Source organism: Pimelobacter simplex (genome assembly GCF_024662235.1).
Lineage (GTDB): Bacteria > Actinomycetota > Actinomycetes > Propionibacteriales > Nocardioidaceae > Nocardioides.
The window spans coordinates 3,461,846-3,484,222 of record NZ_CP096276.1 but is presented as its reverse complement, the minus strand read 5'-3'; the positions used below and the strand labels follow the sequence as shown (position 1 = coordinate 3,484,222).

At 73.7% G+C, this 22,377-nt stretch carries 22 protein-coding genes; 11 read left to right on the top strand and 11 right to left on the bottom strand.

The features are described from left to right. Positions 1-18: 18 nt before the first annotated feature. Positions 19-1,806, bottom strand: a complete 1,788-nt coding sequence (locus tag M0M48_RS17090; RefSeq protein WP_257752053.1) for an acetyl/propionyl/methylcrotonyl-CoA carboxylase subunit alpha — start codon at positions 1,804-1,806, stop codon at positions 19-21. A 263-nt stretch (positions 1,807-2,069) separates the two neighbouring features. On the opposite strand from M0M48_RS17090, the gene M0M48_RS17085 reads away from it, so the two are divergent. Further along, positions 2,070-2,510: a hypothetical protein gene (locus M0M48_RS17085; RefSeq protein ID WP_257752052.1), complete on the top strand. Its 441-nt coding sequence runs from the start codon at positions 2,070-2,072 to the stop codon at positions 2,508-2,510. A 156-nt stretch (positions 2,511-2,666) separates the two neighbouring features. Then, complete coding sequence (locus M0M48_RS17080) at positions 2,667-3,866, top strand: acyl-CoA dehydrogenase family protein (RefSeq protein WP_257752051.1); 1,200 nt, start codon at positions 2,667-2,669, stop codon at positions 3,864-3,866. On the opposite strand, the gene M0M48_RS17075 is transcribed toward M0M48_RS17080, so the two are convergent. From M0M48_RS17075 to M0M48_RS17065, 3 genes are read right to left on the bottom strand one after another with little or no spacing between them, the layout of a single operon-like run. Next, the gene (locus tag M0M48_RS17075; RefSeq protein ID WP_257752050.1) at positions 3,832-5,013 is read right to left on the bottom strand and encodes a hypothetical protein; all 1,182 of its coding nucleotides are present in this window, start codon (positions 5,011-5,013) and stop codon (positions 3,832-3,834) included. The two genes, M0M48_RS17080 and M0M48_RS17075, sit on opposite strands and share 35 nt — an antisense overlap. Further along, positions 4,989-5,588, bottom strand: a complete 600-nt coding sequence (locus M0M48_RS17070; protein ID WP_215814747.1) for a Maf family protein — start codon at positions 5,586-5,588, stop codon at positions 4,989-4,991. Before M0M48_RS17070 ends, M0M48_RS17075 begins: the two co-directional genes overlap by 25 nt. 34 nt (positions 5,589-5,622) lie before the next feature. Continuing rightward, a complete protein-coding gene (locus M0M48_RS17065) occupies positions 5,623-6,321 on the bottom strand; it encodes an IclR family transcriptional regulator (RefSeq protein WP_257752049.1) in 699 nt (232 codons plus the stop codon). A 138-nt stretch (positions 6,322-6,459) separates the two neighbouring features. Between M0M48_RS17065 and M0M48_RS17060 the strand changes: the two genes are divergently transcribed. The 5 genes from M0M48_RS17060 (at position 6,460) to M0M48_RS17040 (ending at position 11,404) form a co-directional block, all read left to right on the top strand. Continuing rightward, positions 6,460-6,972, top strand: coding sequence for a nuclear transport factor 2 family protein (locus tag M0M48_RS17060; protein WP_257752048.1), 513 nt, complete (start codon positions 6,460-6,462; stop codon positions 6,970-6,972). Continuing rightward, the gene (locus M0M48_RS17055; RefSeq protein WP_257752047.1) at positions 6,969-7,814 is read left to right on the top strand and encodes an SDR family NAD(P)-dependent oxidoreductase; all 846 of its coding nucleotides are present in this window, start codon (positions 6,969-6,971) and stop codon (positions 7,812-7,814) included. The genes M0M48_RS17060 and M0M48_RS17055 overlap by 4 nt, the downstream gene beginning before the upstream one ends. Further along, entirely contained in the window at positions 7,807-8,586 is a 780-nt protein-coding gene (locus M0M48_RS17050; protein WP_215814751.1) for an SDR family NAD(P)-dependent oxidoreductase, read from the top strand. The genes M0M48_RS17055 and M0M48_RS17050 overlap by 8 nt, the downstream gene beginning before the upstream one ends. After that, positions 8,583-10,007 (top strand): FAD-dependent oxidoreductase, encoded by a 1,425-nt coding sequence (locus M0M48_RS17045; protein WP_308220323.1) that lies wholly within the window; start codon positions 8,583-8,585, stop codon positions 10,005-10,007. Before M0M48_RS17050 ends, M0M48_RS17045 begins: the two co-directional genes overlap by 4 nt. 65 nt (positions 10,008-10,072) lie before the next feature. After that, positions 10,073-11,404, top strand: a complete 1,332-nt coding sequence (locus M0M48_RS17040) for an MFS transporter (protein ID WP_215814753.1) — start codon at positions 10,073-10,075, stop codon at positions 11,402-11,404. A gap of 50 nt (positions 11,405-11,454) precedes the next feature. Here M0M48_RS17040 and M0M48_RS17035 read toward each other — a convergent pair whose 3' ends face one another. The 5 genes from M0M48_RS17035 to M0M48_RS17015 all read right to left on the bottom strand — a co-directional run bounded on the left by M0M48_RS17035 (position 11,455) and on the right by M0M48_RS17015 (position 15,682). After that, the gene (locus M0M48_RS17035; RefSeq protein ID WP_215814754.1) at positions 11,455-12,147 is read right to left on the bottom strand and encodes a hypothetical protein; all 693 of its coding nucleotides are present in this window, start codon (positions 12,145-12,147) and stop codon (positions 11,455-11,457) included. An 11-nt stretch (positions 12,148-12,158) separates the two neighbouring features. Further along, positions 12,159-12,782 (bottom strand): hypothetical protein, encoded by a 624-nt coding sequence (locus tag M0M48_RS17030; protein ID WP_257752046.1) that lies wholly within the window; start codon positions 12,780-12,782, stop codon positions 12,159-12,161. A 141-nt stretch (positions 12,783-12,923) separates the two neighbouring features. Further along, positions 12,924-13,589, bottom strand: coding sequence for an IclR family transcriptional regulator (locus M0M48_RS17025; protein WP_215814756.1), 666 nt, complete (start codon positions 13,587-13,589; stop codon positions 12,924-12,926). A 22-nt stretch (positions 13,590-13,611) separates the two neighbouring features. Then, entirely contained in the window at positions 13,612-14,838 is a 1,227-nt protein-coding gene (fahA, locus tag M0M48_RS17020; RefSeq protein ID WP_257752045.1) for a fumarylacetoacetase, read from the bottom strand. 25 nt (positions 14,839-14,863) lie between these two features. Then, positions 14,864-15,682, bottom strand: coding sequence for a hypothetical protein (locus M0M48_RS17015; RefSeq protein ID WP_257752044.1), 819 nt, complete (start codon positions 15,680-15,682; stop codon positions 14,864-14,866). 81 nt (positions 15,683-15,763) lie between these two features. Between M0M48_RS17015 and M0M48_RS17010 the strand changes: the two genes are divergently transcribed. The 4 genes from M0M48_RS17010 to M0M48_RS16995 all read left to right on the top strand — a co-directional run bounded on the left by M0M48_RS17010 (position 15,764) and on the right by M0M48_RS16995 (position 19,596). Then, the gene (locus tag M0M48_RS17010; RefSeq protein ID WP_257752043.1) at positions 15,764-16,945 is read left to right on the top strand and encodes a homogentisate 1,2-dioxygenase; all 1,182 of its coding nucleotides are present in this window, start codon (positions 15,764-15,766) and stop codon (positions 16,943-16,945) included. A 52-nt stretch (positions 16,946-16,997) separates the two neighbouring features. Continuing rightward, positions 16,998-18,104 (top strand): hypothetical protein, encoded by a 1,107-nt coding sequence (locus M0M48_RS17005; protein WP_257752042.1) that lies wholly within the window; start codon positions 16,998-17,000, stop codon positions 18,102-18,104. Positions 18,105-18,122: 18 nt separating this feature from the next. Continuing rightward, positions 18,123-18,557, top strand: coding sequence for a hypothetical protein (locus tag M0M48_RS17000; protein ID WP_257752041.1), 435 nt, complete (start codon positions 18,123-18,125; stop codon positions 18,555-18,557). A 118-nt stretch (positions 18,558-18,675) separates the two neighbouring features. Continuing rightward, the gene (locus M0M48_RS16995; RefSeq protein WP_257752040.1) at positions 18,676-19,596 is read left to right on the top strand and encodes an SDR family NAD(P)-dependent oxidoreductase; all 921 of its coding nucleotides are present in this window, start codon (positions 18,676-18,678) and stop codon (positions 19,594-19,596) included. Here the strand turns inward: M0M48_RS16995 and M0M48_RS16990 are convergent. Then, positions 19,586-20,632, bottom strand: a complete 1,047-nt coding sequence (locus M0M48_RS16990) for a DNA glycosylase AlkZ-like family protein (RefSeq protein ID WP_257752039.1) — start codon at positions 20,630-20,632, stop codon at positions 19,586-19,588. The two genes, M0M48_RS16995 and M0M48_RS16990, sit on opposite strands and share 11 nt — an antisense overlap. Positions 20,633-20,648: 16 nt before the next feature. Then, positions 20,649-22,319, bottom strand: a complete 1,671-nt coding sequence (locus M0M48_RS16985; protein WP_257752038.1) for a DUF885 domain-containing protein — start codon at positions 22,317-22,319, stop codon at positions 20,649-20,651. Between the last annotated feature and the right edge of the window lie 58 nt (positions 22,320-22,377).

Below are 22,377 nucleotides of genomic sequence, written 5' to 3'. Positions count from 1 at the left end.
GGGGGAGGTGGAGCCAGGTCAGTCCTTGAGCTCGCAGACGACCTCGCCGTTGCCGATCGTGGCGCCGACCTCGGCGTTCAGGCCGGTCACGGTGCCGGCCTTGTGGGCCTTGAGGGGCTGCTCCATCTTCATCGCCTCGAGGACGATGACGACGTCACCCTCCTCGACCTGCTGGCCCTCCTCGACGGCGACCTTGACGATGGTGCCCTGCATGGGCGAGGTGACCGAGTCGCCGGACGCCGCGGCGCCGGCCTTCTTGCCGGCCGTGCGCTTGGGCTTCTTGGCGCCCGCGGCGGGGCCGGAGGCGATGCCGCCCAGGCCGGCCGGGAGGACGACCTCGACGCGCTTGCCGCCGACCTCGACGACGACCTTCTGCTTCTCGCCCTGCTCCTCGGCCTCGCCCGCGGCGCCGCCGTAGGGCTGGATCTGGTTGTCGAAGTCGGTCTCGATCCACGTCGTGTAGACGTCGAAGGAGCCCTCGCCCGTCGGGTTGGACGACGCCACCCAGGCCGGGTCGCGGGTGATGACCTCGTGGAAGGTGATCGCGGTCGGCATGCCGTCGACCTCGAACTCGCTCAGGGCGCGGCGCGAGCGCTCGATCGCCTGGGTGCGGTTCTGGCCGGTGATGATCAGCTTGGCGACGAGGGAGTCGAACGCGCCGGGGACGGTCTCGCCCTTCTCGTAGCCGCCGTCGACGCGGACGCCGGGACCCTGCGGCGGGTTCCAGGTGGTCAGCGTGCCGGGGGCCGGCATGAAGTTGTTGCCGCCGTCCTCGGCGTTGATCCGGTACTCGATCGAGTGGCCGCGGATCTCCGGGTCGCCGTAGCCGAGCTCCTCGCCCGCGGCGATGCGGAACATCTCGCGGACCAGGTCGATCCCGGTGACCTCCTCGGAGACGCAGTGCTCGACCTGGAGGCGGGTGTTGACCTCGAGGAAGGAGATGGTGCCGTCGGCGGCGACGAGGAACTCGCACGTACCGGCGCCGACGTAGTTGGCCTCGCGCAGGATCGCCTTGGAGGACTCGTAGAGGCGCTCGTTCTGCTCGGGGGTGAGGAACGGCGCGGGCGCCTCCTCGACGAGCTTCTGGTGGCGCCGCTGCAGCGAGCAGTCGCGGGTGGAGACGACGACGACATTGCCGTGCTGGTCGGCCAGGCACTGGGTCTCGACGTGGCGCGGGCGGTCGAGGAACTTCTCGACCAGGCACTCGCCGCGGCCGAAGGCGGAGATCGCCTCGCGCACGGCCGACTCGTAGAGCTCGGGGATCTCCTCGAGCGTGCGGGCGACCTTGAGGCCGCGGCCGCCGCCGCCGAAGACCGCCTTGATGGCGACCGGCAGGCCGTGCTCCTTGGCGAACCCGACGATCTCGTCGGCGTCCTTGACCGCGTCCTTGAGGCCGGGCGCGAGCGGGGCGCCGGCGGCGAGGGCGATCTGCTTGGCCTTGGCCTTGTCGCCGAGACCGTCGATCGCCTCGGGCGAGGGCCCGATCCAGATCAGCCCGGCGTCGAGGACGGCCTGGGCGAACTGGGCGTTCTCGGCCAGGAAGCCGTAGCCCGGGTGCACCGAGTCGGCGCCGGACTTGGCGGCGACGTCGAGGATCTTCTCGATGGACAGGTACGAGTCGGCGGGCGTCGCGCCTCCCAGCGCGTAGGCCTCGTCGGCCAGCCGTACGAACAGCGCGTCCGCGTCGGGCTCGGCGTAGATCGCGACGCTGGCGATGCCGGCGTCCTTCGCGGCACGGATCACGCGGACCGCGATCTCTCCACGGTTGGCGATGAGCACCTTGCGCAGCGGCTTGATGTCGGGCACCGATTTCTCCTCACGTCGTTCGTGAAACCTCGCGCAGTCTAGGGCGTGCGCTTGGTCGGGCCTCAGCGGTATCCGGTGGCCGGGCAGGTGACGTACGCCGCACCCGGCGTTTGGGTTGGCTGCGGGCGGGGAGGACTTGCCCCGCGTTGTCTTCTCGGGCGGCCCCGGTGACGGGAGAGCGGTGGGCCGGACGAGTCGGTGGCGCTCCGCAGCAGGTGCCGCCGACCGAGGCGGGCCTCGACCCATGAAGTGAGGAACCCCAGATGCGCGTACGAATCCCCGGCCTTCTCCTGGCCGCCACCATCGGGCTGTCGGGTCTGCTGACCGCCTGTGGCGACGACGACGCCGGCGCGGACAAGCCCGCCAAGGACGAGACCTCGCAGTCGACCGAGTCCACCGACGCGACCGACTCCACCGAGGGCAGCGAGCCCGACGCGGACGAGGGCGACGGCGACAAGCCCGCGCGCGACGCGGTGGTCGCCGGCTACAGCGGCATCGTCAAGAAGGGTGGCGAGGACGCGGGCATCCCGATGCCCGAGGACGTCGTGACCAAGGTGGTCAGCTGCTTCGTCGACGCCGTGTACGACGACGCCTCGGCCACCACGCTCCAGGCCCTGGCCGACGGCAACGCCGCCGCGATCGACCCGGCCGACGTCAACCTGTTCACCGAGGCGCAGACCACCTGCCAGAAGGCGCTCGGCTGAGCGCAGCCGTCGCCGGCTGAACCAGCCACCCGATCGGGTGCGTGACGGCGGCGGGACCGGGCGAGTGAGGGCCGGTCCCGCCGTCGTCCGCTTTTCCCAGGATTTCCCCAGGATCGGTGGTTAACAACCATTAACCTCTTGCTCTACGATGGGGCCATGACCCAGTTCGAGCTGTCGCGTGAGCACGAGGAGTTCCGGCGTACCGTCCGGGACTTCGCCGACGCCACCATCCGCCCCCACGTGGCGGAGTGGGACAAGGCGCACCACTTCCCGACCGATGTCGTCCAGAAGATGGGTGAGCTCGGCCTGTTCGGCCTCACCGCGCCCGAGGAGTACGGCGGCGCCGGGCTCGACGCCGAGGACGGCCCCTTCACCTCGCTGTGCCTGGCGATCGAGGAGCTCGGCCGGGTGGACCAGTCGCTGGGCGTGACGCTCGAGGCCGGGGTCGGCCTGGGCATCAACCCGATCCTGACCTACGGCACCGACGAGCAGAAGAAGACCTGGCTGCCCGACCTCGTCGCCGGGCAGCGGCTCGCGGGCTTCGGCCTGACCGAGCCGGGCGCCGGCTCCGACGCGGGGGCGACCAAGACCAAGGCCGAGCTCGACAACGGCGAGTGGGTGATCAACGGCGGCAAGCAGTTCATCACCAACTCCGGCTCCTCGATCACCTCGGTGGTGACGGTGACCGCGCGCACCGGCACCCGGGAGAACGGCAAGCCCGAGATCTCCACGATCATCGTCCCGTCCGGCACGCCGGGCTTCGTGGCCGAGCCGTCGTACGACAAGCTCGGCTGGCACATCTCCGACACCCACCCGCTGAGCTTCGTCGACTGCCGGGTGCCCGAGAGCAACCTGGTGGGCGAGAAGGGCCGCGGCTACGCGCAGTTCCTCGCCACGCTCGACGACGGCCGGGTCGCGATCGCCGCGCTGGCGGTGGGCCTGATCCAGGCGTGCGTCGACCTGTGCGTGGAGTACTCCCTCGACCGCCAGACCATGGGCGGCCCGATCGGGCGCAAGCAGGGCGTCGCCTTCCAGATCGCCGACCTCGAGGTCATGCTCCACGCCTCGCGCCTGCTGACCTACCGCGCGGCCGCGATGAAGGACGCCATGATGGGCGGCCGCGGGCCGTCGATGAAGGAGTTCAAGCAGGCCGCGTCGGTGGCCAAGCTCTACGCGAGCGAGTCGGCGGTCACCGCGACCCGGATCGCGACCCAGGTCTTCGGCGGCTACGGCTTCATGGAGGAGTACCCGGTCGCCCGGTTCTACCGCGACGCCAAGATCCTCGAGATCGGCGAGGGCACCTCCGAGGTGCAGCGGATGCTCATCGCCCGCGGGCTCGGCCTGCCCGTCGAGTAGTCCGCACCAGCAGCGCCACCGCGACGGCGGCCGCGATCCCGCCTCCGACCAGGAGCAGGGTCCGGCCGTCGTCGTCGTCCTCGGGGACGGTCGCGGTGGGCCGTGCGGTCGGCGGGGCCGGCGCGCGCAGCGAGCCGTCGGTCAGGCGCGAATCGGCCTGGGGCGCGAGGAGCGCGCCGCTCGCGTAGTCCGGCACCCCCTCGGCGGCGGTGCCGCTGTGCGCGAGGGTGAGCGTGGTGGTGACCGGCCGACGGGCCTCGGGCGCGCTCACGAGCACGTAGTGGACGCCCGCGAGGGAGGCGCCGGCCGCTGTCGGGTCGTAGGCCTCGCGGTGCAGGAACGAGACCACGTGCGACTGGGCTCGGCCCGGCGCGGTCGAGGCGTCGCTGGCGCCGAGCAGCGGGCCGAGCACGTGGACCGCGAGGGCGTCGTCGGCGGTCTGGGCGCGCAGGGTCTGGTCCCAGTCGAGCGGGACCGCGACGAGCGCGGTGCGCCCTGGACGCACGGTGATCGCGTAGGTGCCGTCGTCGACGACGGGCGCGTCCGCCGGGGTGGCGCCGGGCGTGAGGGGACGCGGGTCCGGCGCCGGCGCGGGCGCGACCCAGGGGGGGGTGAGGGGCTCGTCCAGCAGCCCGAAGGCGTACGCCGACAGCGGCGGCTCCTCGTAGACCAGCAGGGTCGCGGCGCGCCCGCGGTCGGCGGGGTCGCTGGGGACGCCGACGCGCACCGACAGCGTGTCCGCGCTCGCGCAGGGGTGCTCGGGCGCGTCGGTCCAGGTGGAGGCGGAGGTCAGGAGCAGCGGGGCCGGCTCGCCGGTGGTGGGGCGGAAGACCGCGCCGCTGCCGCAGCTCTCGTCGCCGGGCGCGGTCCCGAGGGAGAGCCGGAGGCCCGCGCCGATGGAGTCGCCGGCGCCGACGTACCAGAGGGCGACGTGGACGGTGCTGCCCGGCGTGGTGCGCTCGAGGCGGAAGGTCCGCGGTCCGCCGGCGGGCAGCGTCGTGCGGTGGCTGCCGGGGGTGAGCGCCGGGTCGTCGGGCGGGGCCGTGGCCGCGGTGGCGGCCGGTGCCGCGGGCAGGGCCAGCAGCGCGGCCGGGAGCAGGCGGCCCAGGCGGCCCAGGCGGCTCAGCCGGCCCAGAGGTCGGTCCACCGGTGCCCGAGCGTCCGGACCTGGTCGCGCAGCAGCGGCAGGCTCACGCCGACGACGTTGTGGTGGTCGCCCTCGATACCGGTGACGAAGCCGCCGCCGCGGCCGTCGACGGTGAACGCGCCAGCCACGTGGAGCGGCTCGCCGGTCGCGACGTAGGCCGCGATCTCGTCGTCGCCGACCTCGGCGAAGTGGACCGTGGTCGACGCGGTCGAGGCGACCTGGCGGTCGCCGGCGACGTCGCGCAGGCAGTGGCCTGTGTGCAGGACGCCGGAGCGCCCGCGCATGGCCTGCCAGCGGCGTACGGCCTCGTCGGCGTCGGCCGGCTTGCCGAGCGCCTCGCCGTCGAGCTCGAGGACCGAGTCGCAGCCGAGCACCAGGGCGTCGGCGGGGACCTCCGGGCGCGGGGCGACCGCGTGGCACTTGAGCTCGGCCAGGCGCAGCGCCAGCTCGGCGGGCGGGACGTCGCGTACCTGGGACTCGTCGACGCCCGAGACGATCACCACCGGCGCCAGGCCGGCGTTGCGCAGGGTGGTCAGGCGTGCGGGGGACGCGGACGCGAGCACGAGGGTCGGCACGGCGCCCACCCTACGGTGGCCCGCCGACCGCGGCTCAGCCCGCGACGTGGCCGATCAGCTGGGCGGTGGCCCGGACGGCGGCGCCGAGGCGCTCGACGTCCGCGAGGTCGAAGACGGAGACGCCGACGCTGAGCTGGGCGCCGTCGCGCCCGTTGGGCACGGGGGCCGAGACGCCGTGCACCGAGGGCACGACCTCGCCGAAGGAGACGGCGTAGCCGCGGGTCCGGGCGGTGCCGACCTCGTCTCGCTCGCCCTCGCGGGGCGGCTGGCCGGACAGGATCGCGAGGCCGGCCGAGCCGCGGTCGATCGCGTCGAGCTGGCCGGGCCGGAAGGCGACGTGCACCGAGGCGTTGCGCGGCTCGACGACCATGAGGGCGCGGACGTGGCGGGGGTCCTCCTGGACGACGAGGTGGGCGGTCGCGCTGACCTCGTCGGCGAGCTCCTCGAGCAGGGGGAGCGCGGCGGTGCGCAGGTCGCGCTCGACGGGCTCGGCGAGCGGCACCAGGCCGGTGCCGAGGTGGAAGCGCTTGGCCCGGTCGCGGCGCAGCAGCCGGTGTGCCTCGAGCGTGCGCACGAACCGGTGCGCGACCGTGCGGTGGACGCCGACCGCGTCGGCGATCTCGGTGATCGTCATCGCCGTACCGCGGGCGCTGAGCACCTCGAGGACCCGCAGGCCCGAGTGCAGCGTCTTCGACATGGAGCTGTCGAGGACGACCTCGTCTGCCTCGCTCATGCGGCTCATTCTTCCCACCGGACCGACCTCCGACGTGCTCGGGGTCACGTCGGGGGCTTGACCACCCGACTGTGACGTGCTTAACCTCTCGTGCAGTTATAGCACGTAGCGTGCGACTATCGCACACAAGGGGGAGCAGTGACCGACCGGATCGACCGGACCGAGGTCCCGGACGCGGTGGTGACCGGGGTGACCCGGCTCTACGCCCGCCAGTCCCGGCTCATCGACGAGGGCGACGCGCAGGGGTGGGCGGCGACGTTCACCGCCGACGGGGTGTTCGCCTCGCCGTCGTACCCGGAGCCGGTGGTGGGGACGGCGGCCCTGGTCGGCTTCGCCGAGGACTTCCGCACCGCGGGCGAGCGCACCCGGACCCGGCTGCGCCACGTGATCACCAACGTCGACGTGCTGCCCGGCGCCGCCGGTGAGCCCGGCTTCGAGCCTGGGCCGGAGCCCGACCGGGTCGTCGCGCACGCCTACCTCCAGATCGTGGAGACGCCCGCGGGCGAGGGGAGCCGGCTGGTCCGGCTCACCACGATCGCCGACGACCTCGTCCGCGACGACACCGCCGCACTCGGCTGGCGGGTCGCCCGCCGCCGGGTCCGCCGCGACGACACCACCGAACAGCCGAACCAGCAAGGAGCACCCGCATGACCAGCCAGCCGTCCACCCAGCCCTCGAGCACCGAGCACCCCGGACGGGTCGAGGCGACGCCGATGATCGTCGAGCACCCCGACCTGCGCGGCAAGGTCGCCGTGATCACCGGCGCCGGCCGGGGCATGGGCGCGCGGTTCGCCGCGGCGCTGGCCCGCCGGGGCGTCCACGTGGTCGGCGCCGACCTCGACCTCGCCCAGATGGAGGCCACCGCGGCCGCGCTCGCCGCGGAGAACGCCGACGCCCCCGGCGGGGCCGGTGAGGTCGTGGCGACCGCGGTCGACGTCCGCGACCGCGAGGCCCAGCAGCGCGTCGCCGAGCTCGCCGTGCAGCGCTTCGGCCGGGTCGACCTGTGGATCAACAACGCCGGGATCTTCCCCGAGGCGCCGGCCGCCGACATCCCGGTCAGCCAGATCCAGGCCACGCTCGCGATCAACGTCGAGGGCGTCCTGTACGGCGCCCAGGCCGCCGCCTCCGTGATGGCCCCCGGCGCCGCGATCGTCAACATGGCCTCGGTCGCCGCCGTGCGGGTACGGCGCGGCCGCGCGGCGTACTGCTCGTCCAAGGCGGCGGTCGCGCACCTGACCGAGTGCCTCGCCGTCGAGTACGGCGACCTCGGCATCCGGGTCAACGCGATCGCGCCCGGCTTCGTCGACACCGAGATGACCCGCTGGGTCCAGGACGACCCGCCGGCGCTGGCCAAGGCGCTCGACAGCATCCCGCTGCACCGGCTCGGCTCGCCCGAGGAGATCGTCGGCCCGATGCTGTTCCTGCTCTCGGACAGCGCGCGCTACGTGACCGGTCACATCCTCGCCGTGGACGGCGGCTCGCGCCATGTCTGAGCCGGCTGCGGGCCGTGTCGTCCTGGTCACCGGCGCCGCCGGCGGCATGGGCGCCGGCCACGCCCGGGCGCTGGCCGCCGACGGGTGGCGCGTCGTCCTGGCCGACGTCGCCGACGCCACGCCGGTCGTCGCCGAGATCCGCGCGGCGGGCGGCACGGCCGAGGCGCACCGGCTCGACGTCACCGAGCCGGACGCGTGGGCCGCCGTCGTCGAGGCGATCCGCGCCGAGCACGGCGCCCTCCACGGGCTGGTCAACAACGCCGGCATCTCGCGCCGGCTGCGGTTCATGGACACCCCGCCCGAGGTGTGGCGCCAGGTGATGGCGATCAACGCCGACGGACCCTTCCTCGGCATCCAGGCGTGCGCGCCGCTGATGCGCGACTCCGGCGGCGGTTCGATCGTCAACATCTCCTCGATCGCGGGGCAGATCGGCTACTTCTCCCCGTCCTACTCGGCGTCGAAGTGGGCGCTGCGCGGGCTGACCAAGTCCGCCGCGGGCGAGCTCGCCGGCTGGGGCATCCGGGTCAACTCGGTGCACCCCGGACTGGTCGAGACGCCGCTGCTGGCCGGATCCGACGGCTTCGTCGCGTCCGCCGTGGCGAGCATCCCGTTCGGGCGGATGGGCCGGCCCGACGAGGTCACCGCCGTCGTGACGTTCCTGCTGGGCGAGGGCTCGTCGTACATGTCGGGGGCCGAGCTCACCGTCGACGGCGCCCTGGTCTCCAACGGCACCTACCACCGGATCCTCGACGAGATGGAGGGAGCGCTGTGAGCGGCGCCCACGAACCCGACTACGACGTCATCGTCATCGGCGGTGGCGGGGCTGGCCTCGCCGCGGCCGTCTCGGCGGCCGAGCGCGGCCGGAGCGTCATCCTCTTCGAGTCCGAGGGCGAGCTCGGCGGCTCGACCCAGCTCTCCGCGGGCATGTTCACCGCCGCCGCCACCAGCGTGCAGAAGGCACTCGGGGTGGAGGACACGGTCGAGCGGTTCTTCCAGCACTACATGGACCTCAACCAGTGGCTGCTCAAGCCGGGCCTGGTACGCCGCTTCTGCGAGCTGACCGGCCCGACCTTGGAGTGGCTGCTCGACCTCGGCGTCGAGGTGCCTGCGCAGGTCTCGCCCGACGCGCACACGCCCGGCCTGACCCGGGCCGGCGTCGAGGACGTCTGGCGCGCGCACGTACCCAAGGACCAGGGCTACGGCCTGGTCCAGGTGCTCGACCGGGCCCGCAAGCGCGGCGGCGTCGAGGCCGTGCTGCACACCCGGGTCGAGCGCCTGCTCGTCACCGAGGGGCGGGTGAGCGGTGTCGTCGCCGACGGCGTCGAGCTCACCGCGGGCGCGGTCGTGGTCGCCTCGGGCGGCCTGGCCCAGGACCCTGCCCTGGTCGAGCGCTGGTTCCCCGACGCGCTCAAGGCGGGGGAGTCGCTCTTCGTCGTCGCGGCGCCCGGCTCCCGCGGCGACCACCTCGGCTTCGGCCGCCAGGTCTCCGCCTCGGTCGCGGGCGAGGGCTGGGGGCTGATGCTGCCCACCGCGCAGTTCGTCCGGTCCCACCACTGGCAGGCCGGGTTCGCGCCGGCCTCGCGCGTGCACGTCAACGACGTCGGGCGCCGGTTCATGGACGAGGACGCGTCGTACGCCGTCTCGGGCGGCCAGATCGAGGCCCAGGGCGGTCCGGTCTGGATGGTCTTCGACGAGGCCGCCCGCCAGGCGCTCCCCGAGGGGTACGCCGACTGGACCCCCGCCCGCGTCGACGCCCTCGTCGCGGCCGGCGAGATCGTCCGCGCCGACGACCTGCCCGCCCTGGCGGCGCGGATCCACGTCCCCGCCGACCGTCTCGTCGCCACCGTCGAGCGCTGGAACGACCAGCTGCCGCACGGCACCGACGCCGACTTCCAGCGCGACCAGACGCTGGCCGCCAAGGGGGTCACCGCACCCCTGGCCCCGATCGCGACGCCGCCGTTCCACGCCACCCGCGTGCTCCCGGCCGAGCTCGTCTGCACCCACGCCGGTCTCGAGATCGACCACAACGCGGCGGTCCTCGACGAGCGGGGCCGGCCGATCCCGGGCCTGTTCGCGGCCGGCGAGGCCGGGGGCGGTGTCCTCGGCAGTCGCTACGTCGGCGGCGGCAACGCCGTCGCCAACGCCCTCACCCTGGGCCGCCTGGCCGGGCAGAACGCCGCCTCCGGCCGCTGACGCCCTGTTCTCCCGCTGATCTCGGCAGCAGTAAAATCCCAACCACTGGATCCCTGGAGTCCCCTATGTCCACCAGCATCCCCGCGGCCCGCCCCGGCACGGCCGTGCACGGCGAGACCGTCCTGCGCAAGGTGCAGCGCTCCGTGCTGCCCGCTGCCTTCCTGCTCTACATGTTCAACTACATGGACCGGGCGTCGATCGGCTACGCCCAGCTCCAGATGTCGACGGACCTCGGCATCAGCCTGGCGACGTACGGCACCATCGCGGCCATCTTCTTCGTGGCCTACACGGTGCTCGAGGTGCCCAGCAACATCATCATGAAGAAGGTCGGTGCCCGGATCTGGCTGGCCCGGATCGCGATCTCCTGGGGCATCATCACGATGCTCACCGGCTTCGTGCAGAACACGACCCAGCTCTACATCGCGCGGATCGCGCTCGGTGTCGCCGAGGCGGGCCTGTTCCCGGGGCTGCTGCTCTACATGACCTTCTGGTTCCGCTCGCAGGACCGCAGCCGCGGCATCGCCGGCTTCTCGCTGGCCCAGCCGGTCGCGCTCCTCATCGGCAGCGCCACCGCCGGCGTCATCCTCGACCACGTCGACTGGTTCGGGCTGGCCGGCTGGCAGTGGGTCTTCATCCTCCAGGGCCTGCCGCCCGTGCTGCTCGGCGTGTGGGTGCTGCTCTACCTCGCCGACCGGCCCAACAAGGCGCGCTGGCTCACCAAGGACGAGGCGGACTGGCTCGAGGGCGAGATCAGCAAGGAGTACGACGCCGAGGACGACGAGCACATGGAGATCTCGCTCGACGCCGTCAAGAATCCCAAGATCCTCTACCTGGCCTTCATCAACCTGCTCTACGCGGTCGGCCTCTACGGCATGACGTTCTTCCTGCCCCAGATCGTCGCCCAGCTCAACCCGGGCTACTCCTCGACCAACATCGGCCTCGTCGGCGCGATCCCCTACATCTGCGGTGCCGTGGCCATGCTGCTGGTCGCGCGCTACTCCGACCTGCTCGGCAACCGCAAGCCGATCGTGATGACCACCCTCGCCGTCGCCGTCCTCGGCCTGGTCGTGACGATGGTCTTCAAGGAGACGCCCACCCTCGGCATGGTCGGCCTGTGCCTGCTCGCGATCGGCGTGTTCTCCTACCTCGGCCCGTTCTGGGCGCTCGCCTCCGAGGCGCTCACCCGCTCGCAGACCGCGGTCGGCCTGGCCACGATCAACGCGATCGCGGCCGCGGGCGGCTTCTTCGGCCCGTTCGTGATCGGCAAGACCGCCGCGGCCGACGACGTCATCTTCAGCATGATCTTCCCGGCCGCCTGCATGGCGCTGGCGATCGTGCTGCTGATCTGGGTCAAGCCGGCCAAGGGCACGCCGGCGGCGGTGACCGAGACCGTCTGAGGCTTCCTCGCCTCCCATGAGTCTCGCCGGGCCCCCGGGCCCGGCGAGACTCACTCGTCGGTCGACCCCGCGAGCAGCGCGCGGACGTCCGCTCGTGCGGAGGAGAAGGTGAGACCGGGAACGCCCTGCCACCCGTGCAGCCCGCTCTCCACGCCGCTGTCGATCAGGATCGACTGCGGGTTCTCGACGTCGAGGATCGGTGCGGACCGCTCAGGCACCCCGGCCCGCGCGTCTTGCACCACGCCGCCGTGGGCTGACGCGGGCGCCGCCATGACGACGATGGTGGCCCCGCGTGGGAGGTCCCGCTCGAACGCCTCGGGTGGGATCGCCAGGTCGCGGCCGGGCACGAGGGCACCCGCCGCGTCGTACGTCTGGACGCCGCGGGACCTGGTCGCATAGGCGAAGCCCGAGGAGAAGGACGACGGCGCGCCCTTCAACACGCTCGTGACCTTGATCCGGATCACGACGAAGCGATCCGTCTCGCGCCTGCCCTGCTCGTCGGTGACCACCTCGGTATGCCCGTCAGCGAAGTCGTCGACCACGCCCTCGACCACGTACTCGGCCTTCTTCGCGACGTCGACCGGTGTCGCCTCCGAGAAGAAGTCGCCGGAGCCGTCGGTCCCGCGGGGGACGTCATCGGTGAGCGATGCGTCGTCGGAGGCCGCGCCGCCCGGGTCGGCGTCGCTGCATCCGGCCACGGCCAGTGCGAGGGCGAGTGCCAGGCCCGCGGTCCGCTTCGTCATCTCGACCTCACTCACCAGTTGGTGTTGATCGCGGACGCGTCGTGCGGTCCGTAGGATCGTGTCCACGCCTGGCCGCCGTCGGCCAGGCCGCTCTTCATGCAGTTGTCGGCGCCGTTTCGGTCGGCGGGCCCGGTGTAGGGATCCCCGGCGCCGTAGTGCCACAGGCCTACGGTGTGGCCGACCTCGTGGCAGATGGTCTTGCGGATCTGGTAGCCGGGATTCGTCGCGGCCACGTTGATCGCCTCGACGTTGATGCGGACCCGCCACTGATCGCACCGGCCGATGTCGTTGACGGCCAGGCACCGGGCATCGCCGGCCGTCCCCCAGCCCATGTTCACCTGGCGGAACAGGATGTCGGTCGCGTCGCCGCACCCGGCTTCGATCTCGTCGGTATCTACGACGGTCTGTGCCATCAGGCCGTCAGCGTCGTCCATCGCGTACCTCGCTCGCGATCTTGCGGCCGGCCCCATCGGATTCGTCGTCGAGAAGCAGAAGGTGTGCGTCAGCCGGTCCGGTGCGCGAACGCGGTCGGGCCATGGCCGGTGGGCGGCCGACGCCGGGGCACTGACCAGCATTTGCCCGAGAAGGGGGGCGACGAGGATGACCGCTCCGGCGCGGCGGCGAACGGAGAGCATGGTCTGCTTCCTCCTCCGGACCCGGCGATGAGCGCTCTGGCGCGCTCCGGGCTCCTGCGCTTCACGATGAGGTGAGCGACGGCCGAGGTCCAGCGCAGCGCCGAGCCCGTTCGCAAAACGGCGATCACGCCTCCGGGCGGCTCAGCCCAGCGCGGCGCTGATGTCGCGCACCGCGCGGCGGATCGGCTCGACCGCGGTGGTGAGCAGCTCGGGCCGCGCGGTCACCACGTTGACCGCGGCGAGCACCTGCCAGCCGGGCAGGGGAGCGGCGATGCCGTGGGCGCCGGGGTTGAGCTCGGCGGAGGTGGTGACCAGGCCCGCGGCGCGGACCTCGGCGACCCGGGCGGGCTCGCCGGGCCGGGCCGGGCCCGAGGCGAGCGCGGCCAGGCCGCCGGCGCCGCGGTCGAGCGGGTCGCGGTTGCCGAGGCGGTAGGAGAAGCGCGGGCCGTCGGTGGGCGGCTCGGCGACCACGGTGGTGACGGCGGAGTCGCCGACCACCTCGACCAGGCTGGCGGTCGCGTCGATCTCGAGCGCGAGCCGGTGCAGGACCGGATCGGCGACGTCGCGCAGCCGTGGGCGGCTGTGGTCGGCGAGGTCGGTGGCGGTCGGCCCGACCGTGAACCGGCCCTCGTCGTCGCGCGCCGCGAAGCCGGTGCGGTGCAGCGAGACGAGCAGCCGGTAGGTGATCGAGCGGTGCAGCCCGCACGCGGCCGCCGCCTCGGCAACGGTCAGCCCCTCCGGGTGCCGGCCGAGCTCGAGCAGCACCGCGAGCCCGCGCTCGAGGGTCTGTGAACCGGAATCCGACACCCGTTCCTCCTCGGCCTGGGGCTCAGCTGGTCGGCAGGATCTTGCCACGGACCTCGCCGAGGCCGATCCGGCCACGGGCACCGGGCGCGGTGTAGCGCAGGACGACCTCGTCGCCGTCCTCGAGGAAGGTGCGCTCGGCGCCGCCCGCGACGAACGGCTCCTGGCCGCCCCACGAGAGCTCGAGGAACGAGCCGCGCTGGTCCTTCTCGGGGCCGCTGATGGTGCCGGAGGCGTAGAAGTCGCCGACCCGCAGCGCGGCGCCGTTGACGGTGAGGTGGGCGAGCATCTGGGCCGGGGACCAGTACATCGACCGGTACGGCGGCCGCGCCACGACGGTGCCGTTGAGCTCGACCTCGACGTCGATGTCGTAGCCCGAGGGTCCTTCCTCGCGCAGGTAGGGCAGCACCGGTACGTCGTCCTGGCCGGGCAGCGGCACGCGCGCGGCGTCGAGCGCGGCCAGGGGCGTGATCCAGGCACCGATCGAGGTGGCGAAGGACTTGGCCAGGTTGGGGCCGAGCGGGACGTACTCCCAGGCCTGGATGTCGCGCGCCGACCAGTCGTTGACGCCGGTGACGCCGAAGACGGTCTCGGCGTACGCGCTCGTCGGGACCCGCTCGCCGAGCGGGACGGAGCGGCCGACGACGAAGCCGAGCTCGGCCTCGATGTCGAGGCGCCGGCTCGGGCCGTAGGTCGGCACGTCCTCGGTGGGCGCCTTGCGCTGGCCGGACGGGCGGCGGACGGGCGTGCCGGAGACGACGATCGACCCGGCTCGGCCGTGGTAGCCGACGGGGAGGTGCTTCCAGTTGGGGAAGAGCGGGTCGCTGTCGGGCCGCAGGATCCGGCCGACGTTGCTCGCGTGGTGCTCGGAGGCGTAGTAGTCGACGTAGTCGGCGACCTCGAAGGGCAGCCGGCACGTGACCTCGGCGAGCGGCAGCAGCCAGGCCTGGGCCTGCTCGCGCCGGCCCGGGTCGGTCAGCAGGTCGAGCACCCAGGCCCGGACCTCGGCCCAGGTCGTCGCCCCCGCCGCGAGGAGCGGGTTGAGCCGGTCGACGTCGAGGAGCGGGGTCCACTCCGCGCGCAGGGCGCGGGCCGCGGCGCCGAGGTCGAGGACCTGCTCGCCGATCCGGACGCCGACCCGGGCGGGCGTCGTCCCGGCGGCGTCGGTGACGACGGCGTAGGGCAGGTTGTCGACGTCGTAGAGGCTGCCGGCGGCGCCGTCGACCCAGGTCTGCGGCTGCGTGTCGGTCATGGAGTGCTCCTCGGGGTAGGGATGGTCAGGCGAGCAGGTCGAGGGCGACCATGTCGTCGTAGGGCTCGATGACGCTGCACGAGCCGTAGGAGGTGAAGGTGGCGCGCGCCGCGGCGAGCCCGGGCGTGGCCCGGACGGCGGCGGCCAGCGTCGTCGCGTCGCGCTCGCCGAGCGTGGCGACCAGTGTCGCGGTGTCGGCGCCGCCGGCCGCGCGGGCGGTCGCGAGCAGGATGTTGAGGTAGCCGTGGTGCTCGAAGCCGGTCGTGGCGCCGGTGTGCCGCACGGCGTTGTGGAGCCCGGCGGTGCACTTGAAGGGCAGGGCGCGGGCGACGGCAGCGCCGATCCAGGCGGCGACCTCGTCCTCGGTGGGGAAGGCCGCGGCCTCGGTGCCGCCGGTGCGGAGCTTGAGCCGCAGGCCGTGGGCGGCGACGGCGTCGAGCACCGCGGGCCAGTCGGGGCTCGTCGGCCGGGGCACCTCGACGTACGTCGTGATGCCGGCCGGGCGGGCCGCGGCGATCGCGGCGACCTGCTCGGCGGACCTCCCAGGCCCGCCGAGCTTGACCTCCAGGCCCACCAGCCGCACGCCCGCGGCGTCGGACCGCGCCGCCACCCCCGCGACCTCGGCCGGCGTGGGGACCACGACGCTGACCTCGATGCCCGCGGTGTCCAGTGCGGCGAGGTCGTCGAGCCGTGCGGTGTCGACGACCAGCGGGCCGACCAGGCCGGCGTACGCCGTCGCGGCGAGGGCGCGGTGCGCCGTCACGGCCGCGGGGAGCGGGGCCAGTCCCGGCGGGAAGATCGCGGCGTCGTCGACGAGGTGCTGGAAGGACACGGGGATGGACACGCCCTCACTGTAGCGGCTACCGTTCGGAATGAGAACAAGCAGTGTTCGGATATCGGGCACGCGGTGAGGTGGAGGGTGACCATGGCGTACTACCGGCAGGTCGGCGAGGTCCCGCAGAAGCGGCACACGCAGTTCCGCGACCCCGACGGGAGGCTCTACTACGAGGAGCTCATGGGCGAGGAGGGCTTCTCGTCCGACTCCTCGCTGCTCTACCACCGCGGCGTCCCGTCGGCGATCAGCAGCGCCGAGGTCTGGGAGCTGCCCGACCAGACCCGGGTGCCCAACCACCCGCTCAAGCCGCGGCACCTGCGCCTGCACGACCTGACCACCGGCACCGACGCGGTCACCGACCGCCGCCTCGTGCTCGGCAACGCCGACGTACGGATCTCCTACGTCACCACCGGCGGCCCCGAGAGCCGCACGCCGCTCTACCGCAACGCCATCGGCGACGAGTGCGTCTACGTCGAGTCCGGCTCCGGCACGGTCGAGACCGTCTTCGGCGTGCTGGCCTACCGGGCCGGCGACTATGTCGTCATCCCGCGCGCGACCACCCACCGCTGGGTCCCCGCCGAGCCGTCCCAGCTCTACGCCATCGAGGCCAACAGCCACATCGCCCCGCCCAAGCGCTACCTCTCGCGCTACGGCCAGCTGCTGGAGCACGCGCCCTTCTGCGAGCGCGACCTGCACGGACCGACCGGTGTCCACCTCGAGGAGGGCGCCGAGGTCGAGGTCCTCGTCAAGCACCGGGTCGGCGGCCAGGTCGTCGGCACCCGCTACACCTACGCCACCCACCCGTTCGACGTGGTCGGCTGGGACGGCTGTCTCTACCCCTACACCTTCAGTATCGACGACTACATGCCGATCACCGGCAAGATCCACCAGCCGCCGCCGGTGCACCAGGTGTTCGAGGGCCACAACTTCGTGATCTGCAACTTCCTGCCGCGCAAGGTCGACTACCACCCGCTGGCCGTGCCGGTGCCGTACTACCACTCGAACGTCGACTCCGACGAGGTCATGTTCTACGTCGCCGGCGACTACGAGGCACGCAAGGGCTCGGGCATCGGCCTCGGCTCGATCTCGCTGCACCCGGGCGGTCACGCGCACGGCCCGCAGCCGCAGGCGATCGAAGCGTCCCTGGGGGCGGAGTACTTCGAGGAGTCGGCCGTCATGGTCGACACCTTCGCGCCGCTCGACCTCGGTGAGGGCGGGCTGGCGGTCGAGGACCCGGAGTACGCCTGGACCTGGGCTCGCTCGCTGGACTGAGGGGCTGAGGGGAGCCGGACAACCGGCGGCGGGCGTCGCGAGTCGTAGGGATATGGCTGCTCGCTCCCCGCTCGTCCTGCTGGTCGCCCTGGTGCTGCTCGCGGCCGGCTGCACCGCGGAGCGGCCCGCGTCGCCCGCCCCGACGCCGTCGCGCCCTGCTGAGGCGGCGTTCGACGTCGACGGACCGGAGGCCAGCCTCCTGGCGCTCGTCGTGACGCCCGGCGCCGTCGAGCGCCGGGTGAGCGTGTGGCAGAGCCGTACGGACGACGGCGCGTGGGTGCTCGCGCTGAGCGACGACGGGTTCGCGACCCGGCGCCTCCTCGAGGTGCCCGCCGGTACCGAGGTCGCCGCCCTCGGTGCGGGCCGCTACGCCCTGCGCGAGGGGTGGGACGCCACCCGGTTCCGGGTGGTCGGGGCGGCGCCCGGCGCGGACCGGACCGTCCGCGTCGCCGGTCCGCCCGCACCGCTGGGCGCCGGTGAGGCGCTGCTGAGCCGGGGCGAGCCCGGGCGGCTGCGGCTCGTCGGGGTGGCCGCGGACGGGCGGGCGCACCCGGTGCCCGCGCCCCGGGGGCTGCACGAGGTGAGCGGCGCGGGGACGGACCGGATCGCGGGGCTCGCGTTCGCCGGCCGTACGACCTACCACTGGTCGGAGGACGGCGGGGCCACCTGGCGCCGCTCCCGCCTCGGTCGCGGGCCGAGCCCGACCTTCCTCGCGCGGCGCGTGCCCACCGCGAGCGGGCAGCCCCACGTCGTGCTGGAGGGCAGCGACGGCGCCACGCTGTTCCCGTTCGTCGCGCTCTGGCGCGCCCCGGCGCGCGGCGGTCCCTGGACCCGGACGCCGATCGCCCCGGTCCCCGGCCGCAGCCGGCGCGACGGCCACGTGACGACCACCGGCGGCTGGACGGGCGCCGACGGCGAGGTGCGGGTGCTGGCCAGCGTGGGGCCGCGGAGCGGGACGTGGCGGGTGGCCGGGGGACGGCTGGACCGGGTCCGCGGGGACCGGCCGCGGGTGGTCGGCGTACCGGAGGTGTCGCCGCTGCGGGTCGAGACCGGTGCCGGTCCCGGTTCCGGGGCCGCGGTCTGGGTCGGCGGCGCCCCGGGCGAGGCCTGGCGCACCGTGGACGACGGCCGGCACTGGACGCGGTTCGCCACCCGCTGAGCGGGGCAGGGTGGGTCCATGACCACCACGACCAGCCGCAGCACCACCCGGGTGGCCGCGCTGAGCGCGGCGGTGACGGCGTGCGCCGTCCTGCTGCTCGTGGTCGTGGCCTGGGCCGGGCTCAAGCTGGTCGACGGCTGGGGCCGCGACGAGCTGTGGCGCGACTGCGCGACCGACCCGACGGCGTCCGGGCTGCAGGGCTACTGCGTCGTGGTCAGCCGCTACCCGGCGACGCCGGTGCACTCCGAGCGGACCTACCTCGAGATCGCGCCGGTGCACGACGGGAAGCCGCTCGACTACCGGTTCAGCGCGGCCTACCCGTTCCTGGCCTCTGCGGCCGGCGCGGACCTCGACGTCGACTGGACCGCCGTCGAGCGCCAGGTCGTGGTGACCGACCCCGCCTCGGGCGCGAGCATCACCTACCTCGCCGAGCAGTACGCCGGAGGCCGCTGAGGCCGCTGAGACCGTGGCGGGCCGCTGCCGCTGCGCTCCCGTCCTGCGGGAGGAGCACGGACCCGGCCGCGCCGGCTCGGCCAGCGTTCGGAGCCCGAACGAACGAGAGGACTCCTCGATGGCACTCCGATCCGACCGCGTCGTCCTGGTCACCGGCGCCTCCCGGGGCGCGGGCCGCGGCATCGCGCACGGCCTGGCCCCGGGCGCGACGGTCTACGTCACCGGCCGCACCACGAGCGAGGGCGGCGACGCCGACGGCTTCGGCGGCACGATCGCGGCCACCGCGGCCGAGATCGACGAGCGCGGCGGCACCGGAGTCCCGGTCGTCTGCGACCACGCCGACGACGCCCAGGTGGCCGAGCTGTTCGCCCGGATCGAGCGCGACCACGGCCGCCTCGACGTCCTGGTCAACAACGCGATCGCGCTGCCGTCCGAGCCGCCGGGGGAGCGCGGCTTCTGGGAGATGCCCCTGGAGTCCGAGCTGCGCCTGCTCGACGTCGGCCTGCGCTCGCACTACGTCGCGGCCCACCACGCGGCGCGGCTGATGGTCGCCCAGCGCGAGGGCCTGATCGTGCACATCTCCTCGCCGGGTGCGCGCACCCACGTCCCCGGCGTGCACACCCCGCCGTACGGCGCGGGCAAGGCCGGCTCGGACAAGATGGTCTACGACATGGCCCAGGAGCTGCGGCCGCACGGCGTCACCGCGCTCAGCATCTGGCCCGGCCTGCTGCTCACCGAGCGGGTCCAGGCGCACATCGCGGCCGGCGCGAACTTCGACGGCGGCGTCTTCCCGAGCGCCGAGACCCCCGAGTACCTGGGCCGGATCATCGCCGCGATCGCCGACGACGAGCAGCGTGCCGAGCGCACCGGCGGCTGCTTCTACAGCAGCGAGCTGGGTGAGGCCTACGGCGTGACCGACGTCGACGGCAGCAGCCCGGCGTCGTACCGCGGGTGGTTGGGGGCGCCGAGCGCGTTCACCCCGATCTACCCCACCTACGCCGAGTACGCCGCGGCGCAGGGGGAGCCGGTCAGCTCCTGACCAGCGCCAGCCCGAGCCAGTCGGCGAGCGCGGTCAGCTCGGCCTCGACCGCGTCGCCGACCTCGGGCTCCCAGACGCCGTCCTCGTGGACGGCGTGGACCCGGAGCACGCCGGCCTTGCGGTCGGCCTTGGCATCGAGCTTGCCGACCAGCCGGTCGCCGTGGAGCACGGGCAGCGCGAAGTAGCCCCACCGGCGCCGGGCCGCGGGCTTGTACATCTCCAGGACGTAGTCGAAGCCGAGCAGGTCGAGCGCCCGCTCCCGGTCGTGGACCAGGCGGTCGAACGGCGAGAGGAACGCGCAGCGTCCCGGGAAGGGCGCGTCGGCACCGGCGAGCGCGTCGGGGTCGGCGCGCCACTCGCCGTCGGTGCCCGCGACGGTGACGGGGGTGCCGGGGCCGGTGCGGGCCAGGCCGAGCGCGGCGAGCTCGCGGCGGTCGAGCGCGGCCCGCGCGTCGTCGTACGGCGGGACGTCGAGGTCGCCGGGATAGACCCGCTCGGCCAGGTCGTAGACCCGCAGCTTGCCGCGTCGTCCGGTGACGGCGACGTCGCCGAGGCGAGTGAGCACCTCGAGCAGGCGGTTGACGTTCTTGTCGTTGTTCCAGCCGCTCGACGCCCACGGCACCTGGCAGGTGTCGGGCAGCTCGGCCGCGGTCTGCGCGCCGTCGGCGTCGAGCCGGGCGAGCACGTCGGCCCGGAAGTCCCCGTTGGCGGCCAGCCACGCGTGCGCGGTCGGATGCAGCTCGCGCGGCGCGGTCGCCAGCACCAGGCCGATGTCGTCCATCGGGCGCACGAACGAGGAGTGCTCGACCAGCGAGCGCTCCGTCTCGAGCGCGAAGGTCAGGTCGGAGTGGGTGTACTCCGCGCCGAGCCGGGACCACAGCACCAGGTCGACGCTCGGCGCGACCGCCGCCGTCGGGTCGACCTGGAGCAGGGTGAGCTCGTCGACGACCTCCGCGACGGACCGGGCGCGCCGCTCGTCGAGCAGCTGCGCCCGGACCGCGATCCGCCGGGCCTGGGCGGCGTCGAGACGGAGCACCGGGACCAGCGCCGGGTCAGAGCCGGGCCAGCGCGGCCTGCAGCGGGTCGAGGCCGAGCGAGCCGAGGTCGAGGGCCGCGGTGTGGAACGCCTTGAGGTCGAACGCCGCCCCGTGCCGGGCCTGAGCGGCCGCGCGGGCGTCGAGCCAGATCCGCTCGCCCACCTTGTACGACGGCGCCTGCCCCGGCCAGCCGAGGTAGCGGTTGACCTCGAAGCGCAGCGAGCCGTCGTCCATCCGCGAGTGGGCGCGCATGAACTCGTAGGCCAGGTCGGCGTTCCAGGTCTCGCCGGGGCGCCAGCCGAACGGGTTGTCGGCCGGCACGGTGAGCCCGAGGTGGACGCCGATGTCGACGACCACCCGCGCGGCCCGGAAGCCCTGCATGTCGAGGAAGCCCAGCCGCTCGCCCGGGTCGGCGAAGTAGCCGAGCTCGTCCATCAGCCGCTCGGAGTAGAGCGCCCAGCCCTCGCCGTGGCCGCTGACCCAGCACAGCAGCCGCTGCCAGCGGTTGAGCAGGTCGGCGCGGTGGACCACCTGGGCGCACTGGAGGTGGTGACCGGGAACGCCCTCGTGGAAGACGGTCGTGGTCTCGCGCCAGGTCGAGAAGCGCACGTTCTCGTCGGTGAACGAGAACCACATCGTGCCGGGGCGCGAGAAGTCCTCGGAGGGCGGCGTGTACCAGGCACCGCCGTCGTTGACCGGCGCGACCTTGCACTGCAGGGTGCGGATCGGCTCGGCGATGTCGAAGTGCAGGCCGTCGAAGTCGGCGAGGATCGTGTCGGAGCGCTCCTGCATCCACGCCTGGAAGGCCTCGCGGCTGCCGCAGTCGCGCGCCGGGTCGGCGTCGAGGGCGGCCACGGCGTCGGCCACCGAGCCACCGGGCACGATCCGCCGGGCGGTGGCGGCCATGTCCTCCTCGATCCGGGCGAGCTCCTCCCAGCCCCAGCGGTAGGTCTCCTCGAGGTCGACGGTCGCGCCGAGGAAGTAGCGGGAGGCGAGCTGGTACTGCTCGCGGCCGACGCCGTCGACGTCGCGGCCCTGGGGGAGCAGGTCGGTCTCGATGTAGCGGCCGAACTCGGCGTACGCCGCCGAGGCCTCGCCCGCGGCCGCGCTCAGCCGGGCGCGCAGCGGCTCGGGCGCCTCGGCCACGGTGCGCCGGAAGTAGTCGCCGGCCGCGCCCTCCTGGCCGGTCCAGCCGCGCACCTGGCCGGCCACCTCGGCGTACTGGCGCTTCGCGGAGACCCGCCCCGCGGCCGCCTCCTCGCTCAACGTGGTGCGGTAGCCGGCGAGCGCGGCGGGCACGGCGGCCAGCCGCCGGCCGATCGCCTCCCACTGCTCGTCGGTCTCGGTCGGCATCAGGTCGAACACCTCGCGCACCGCGTGGAGCGCGCTGCTGATCACCGAGAACTCGCTGCGCTCGACGCCGGCGTCGGCCCGCTCGACGCTCAGCCCGACCCGCTCGAGGAAGGCGTCCTTGGCGACCTGCTCGCGTGCGTCGGCCGTCTCGAGGGCGGCGACGTCGGTCAGGGCGCGGCGGTGCAGCTCCTCGGTCGCGGCGAAGCCGTCGGGGGAGAGGTCGGGCAGCTCGCCGTCGTGGCCGGCGATGCCGGCGAAGGTCGCGGTGATGGGGTCGAGGGCGGCGAGGTCCTCGACGTACTGGTCGGTGCGGGCATCCACGCGTCGCGTCATGGGGTGAGCCTAGGCGGACGGTCCGACAGCGGTCATCCGGTGGGCGAGAAGGTGATGC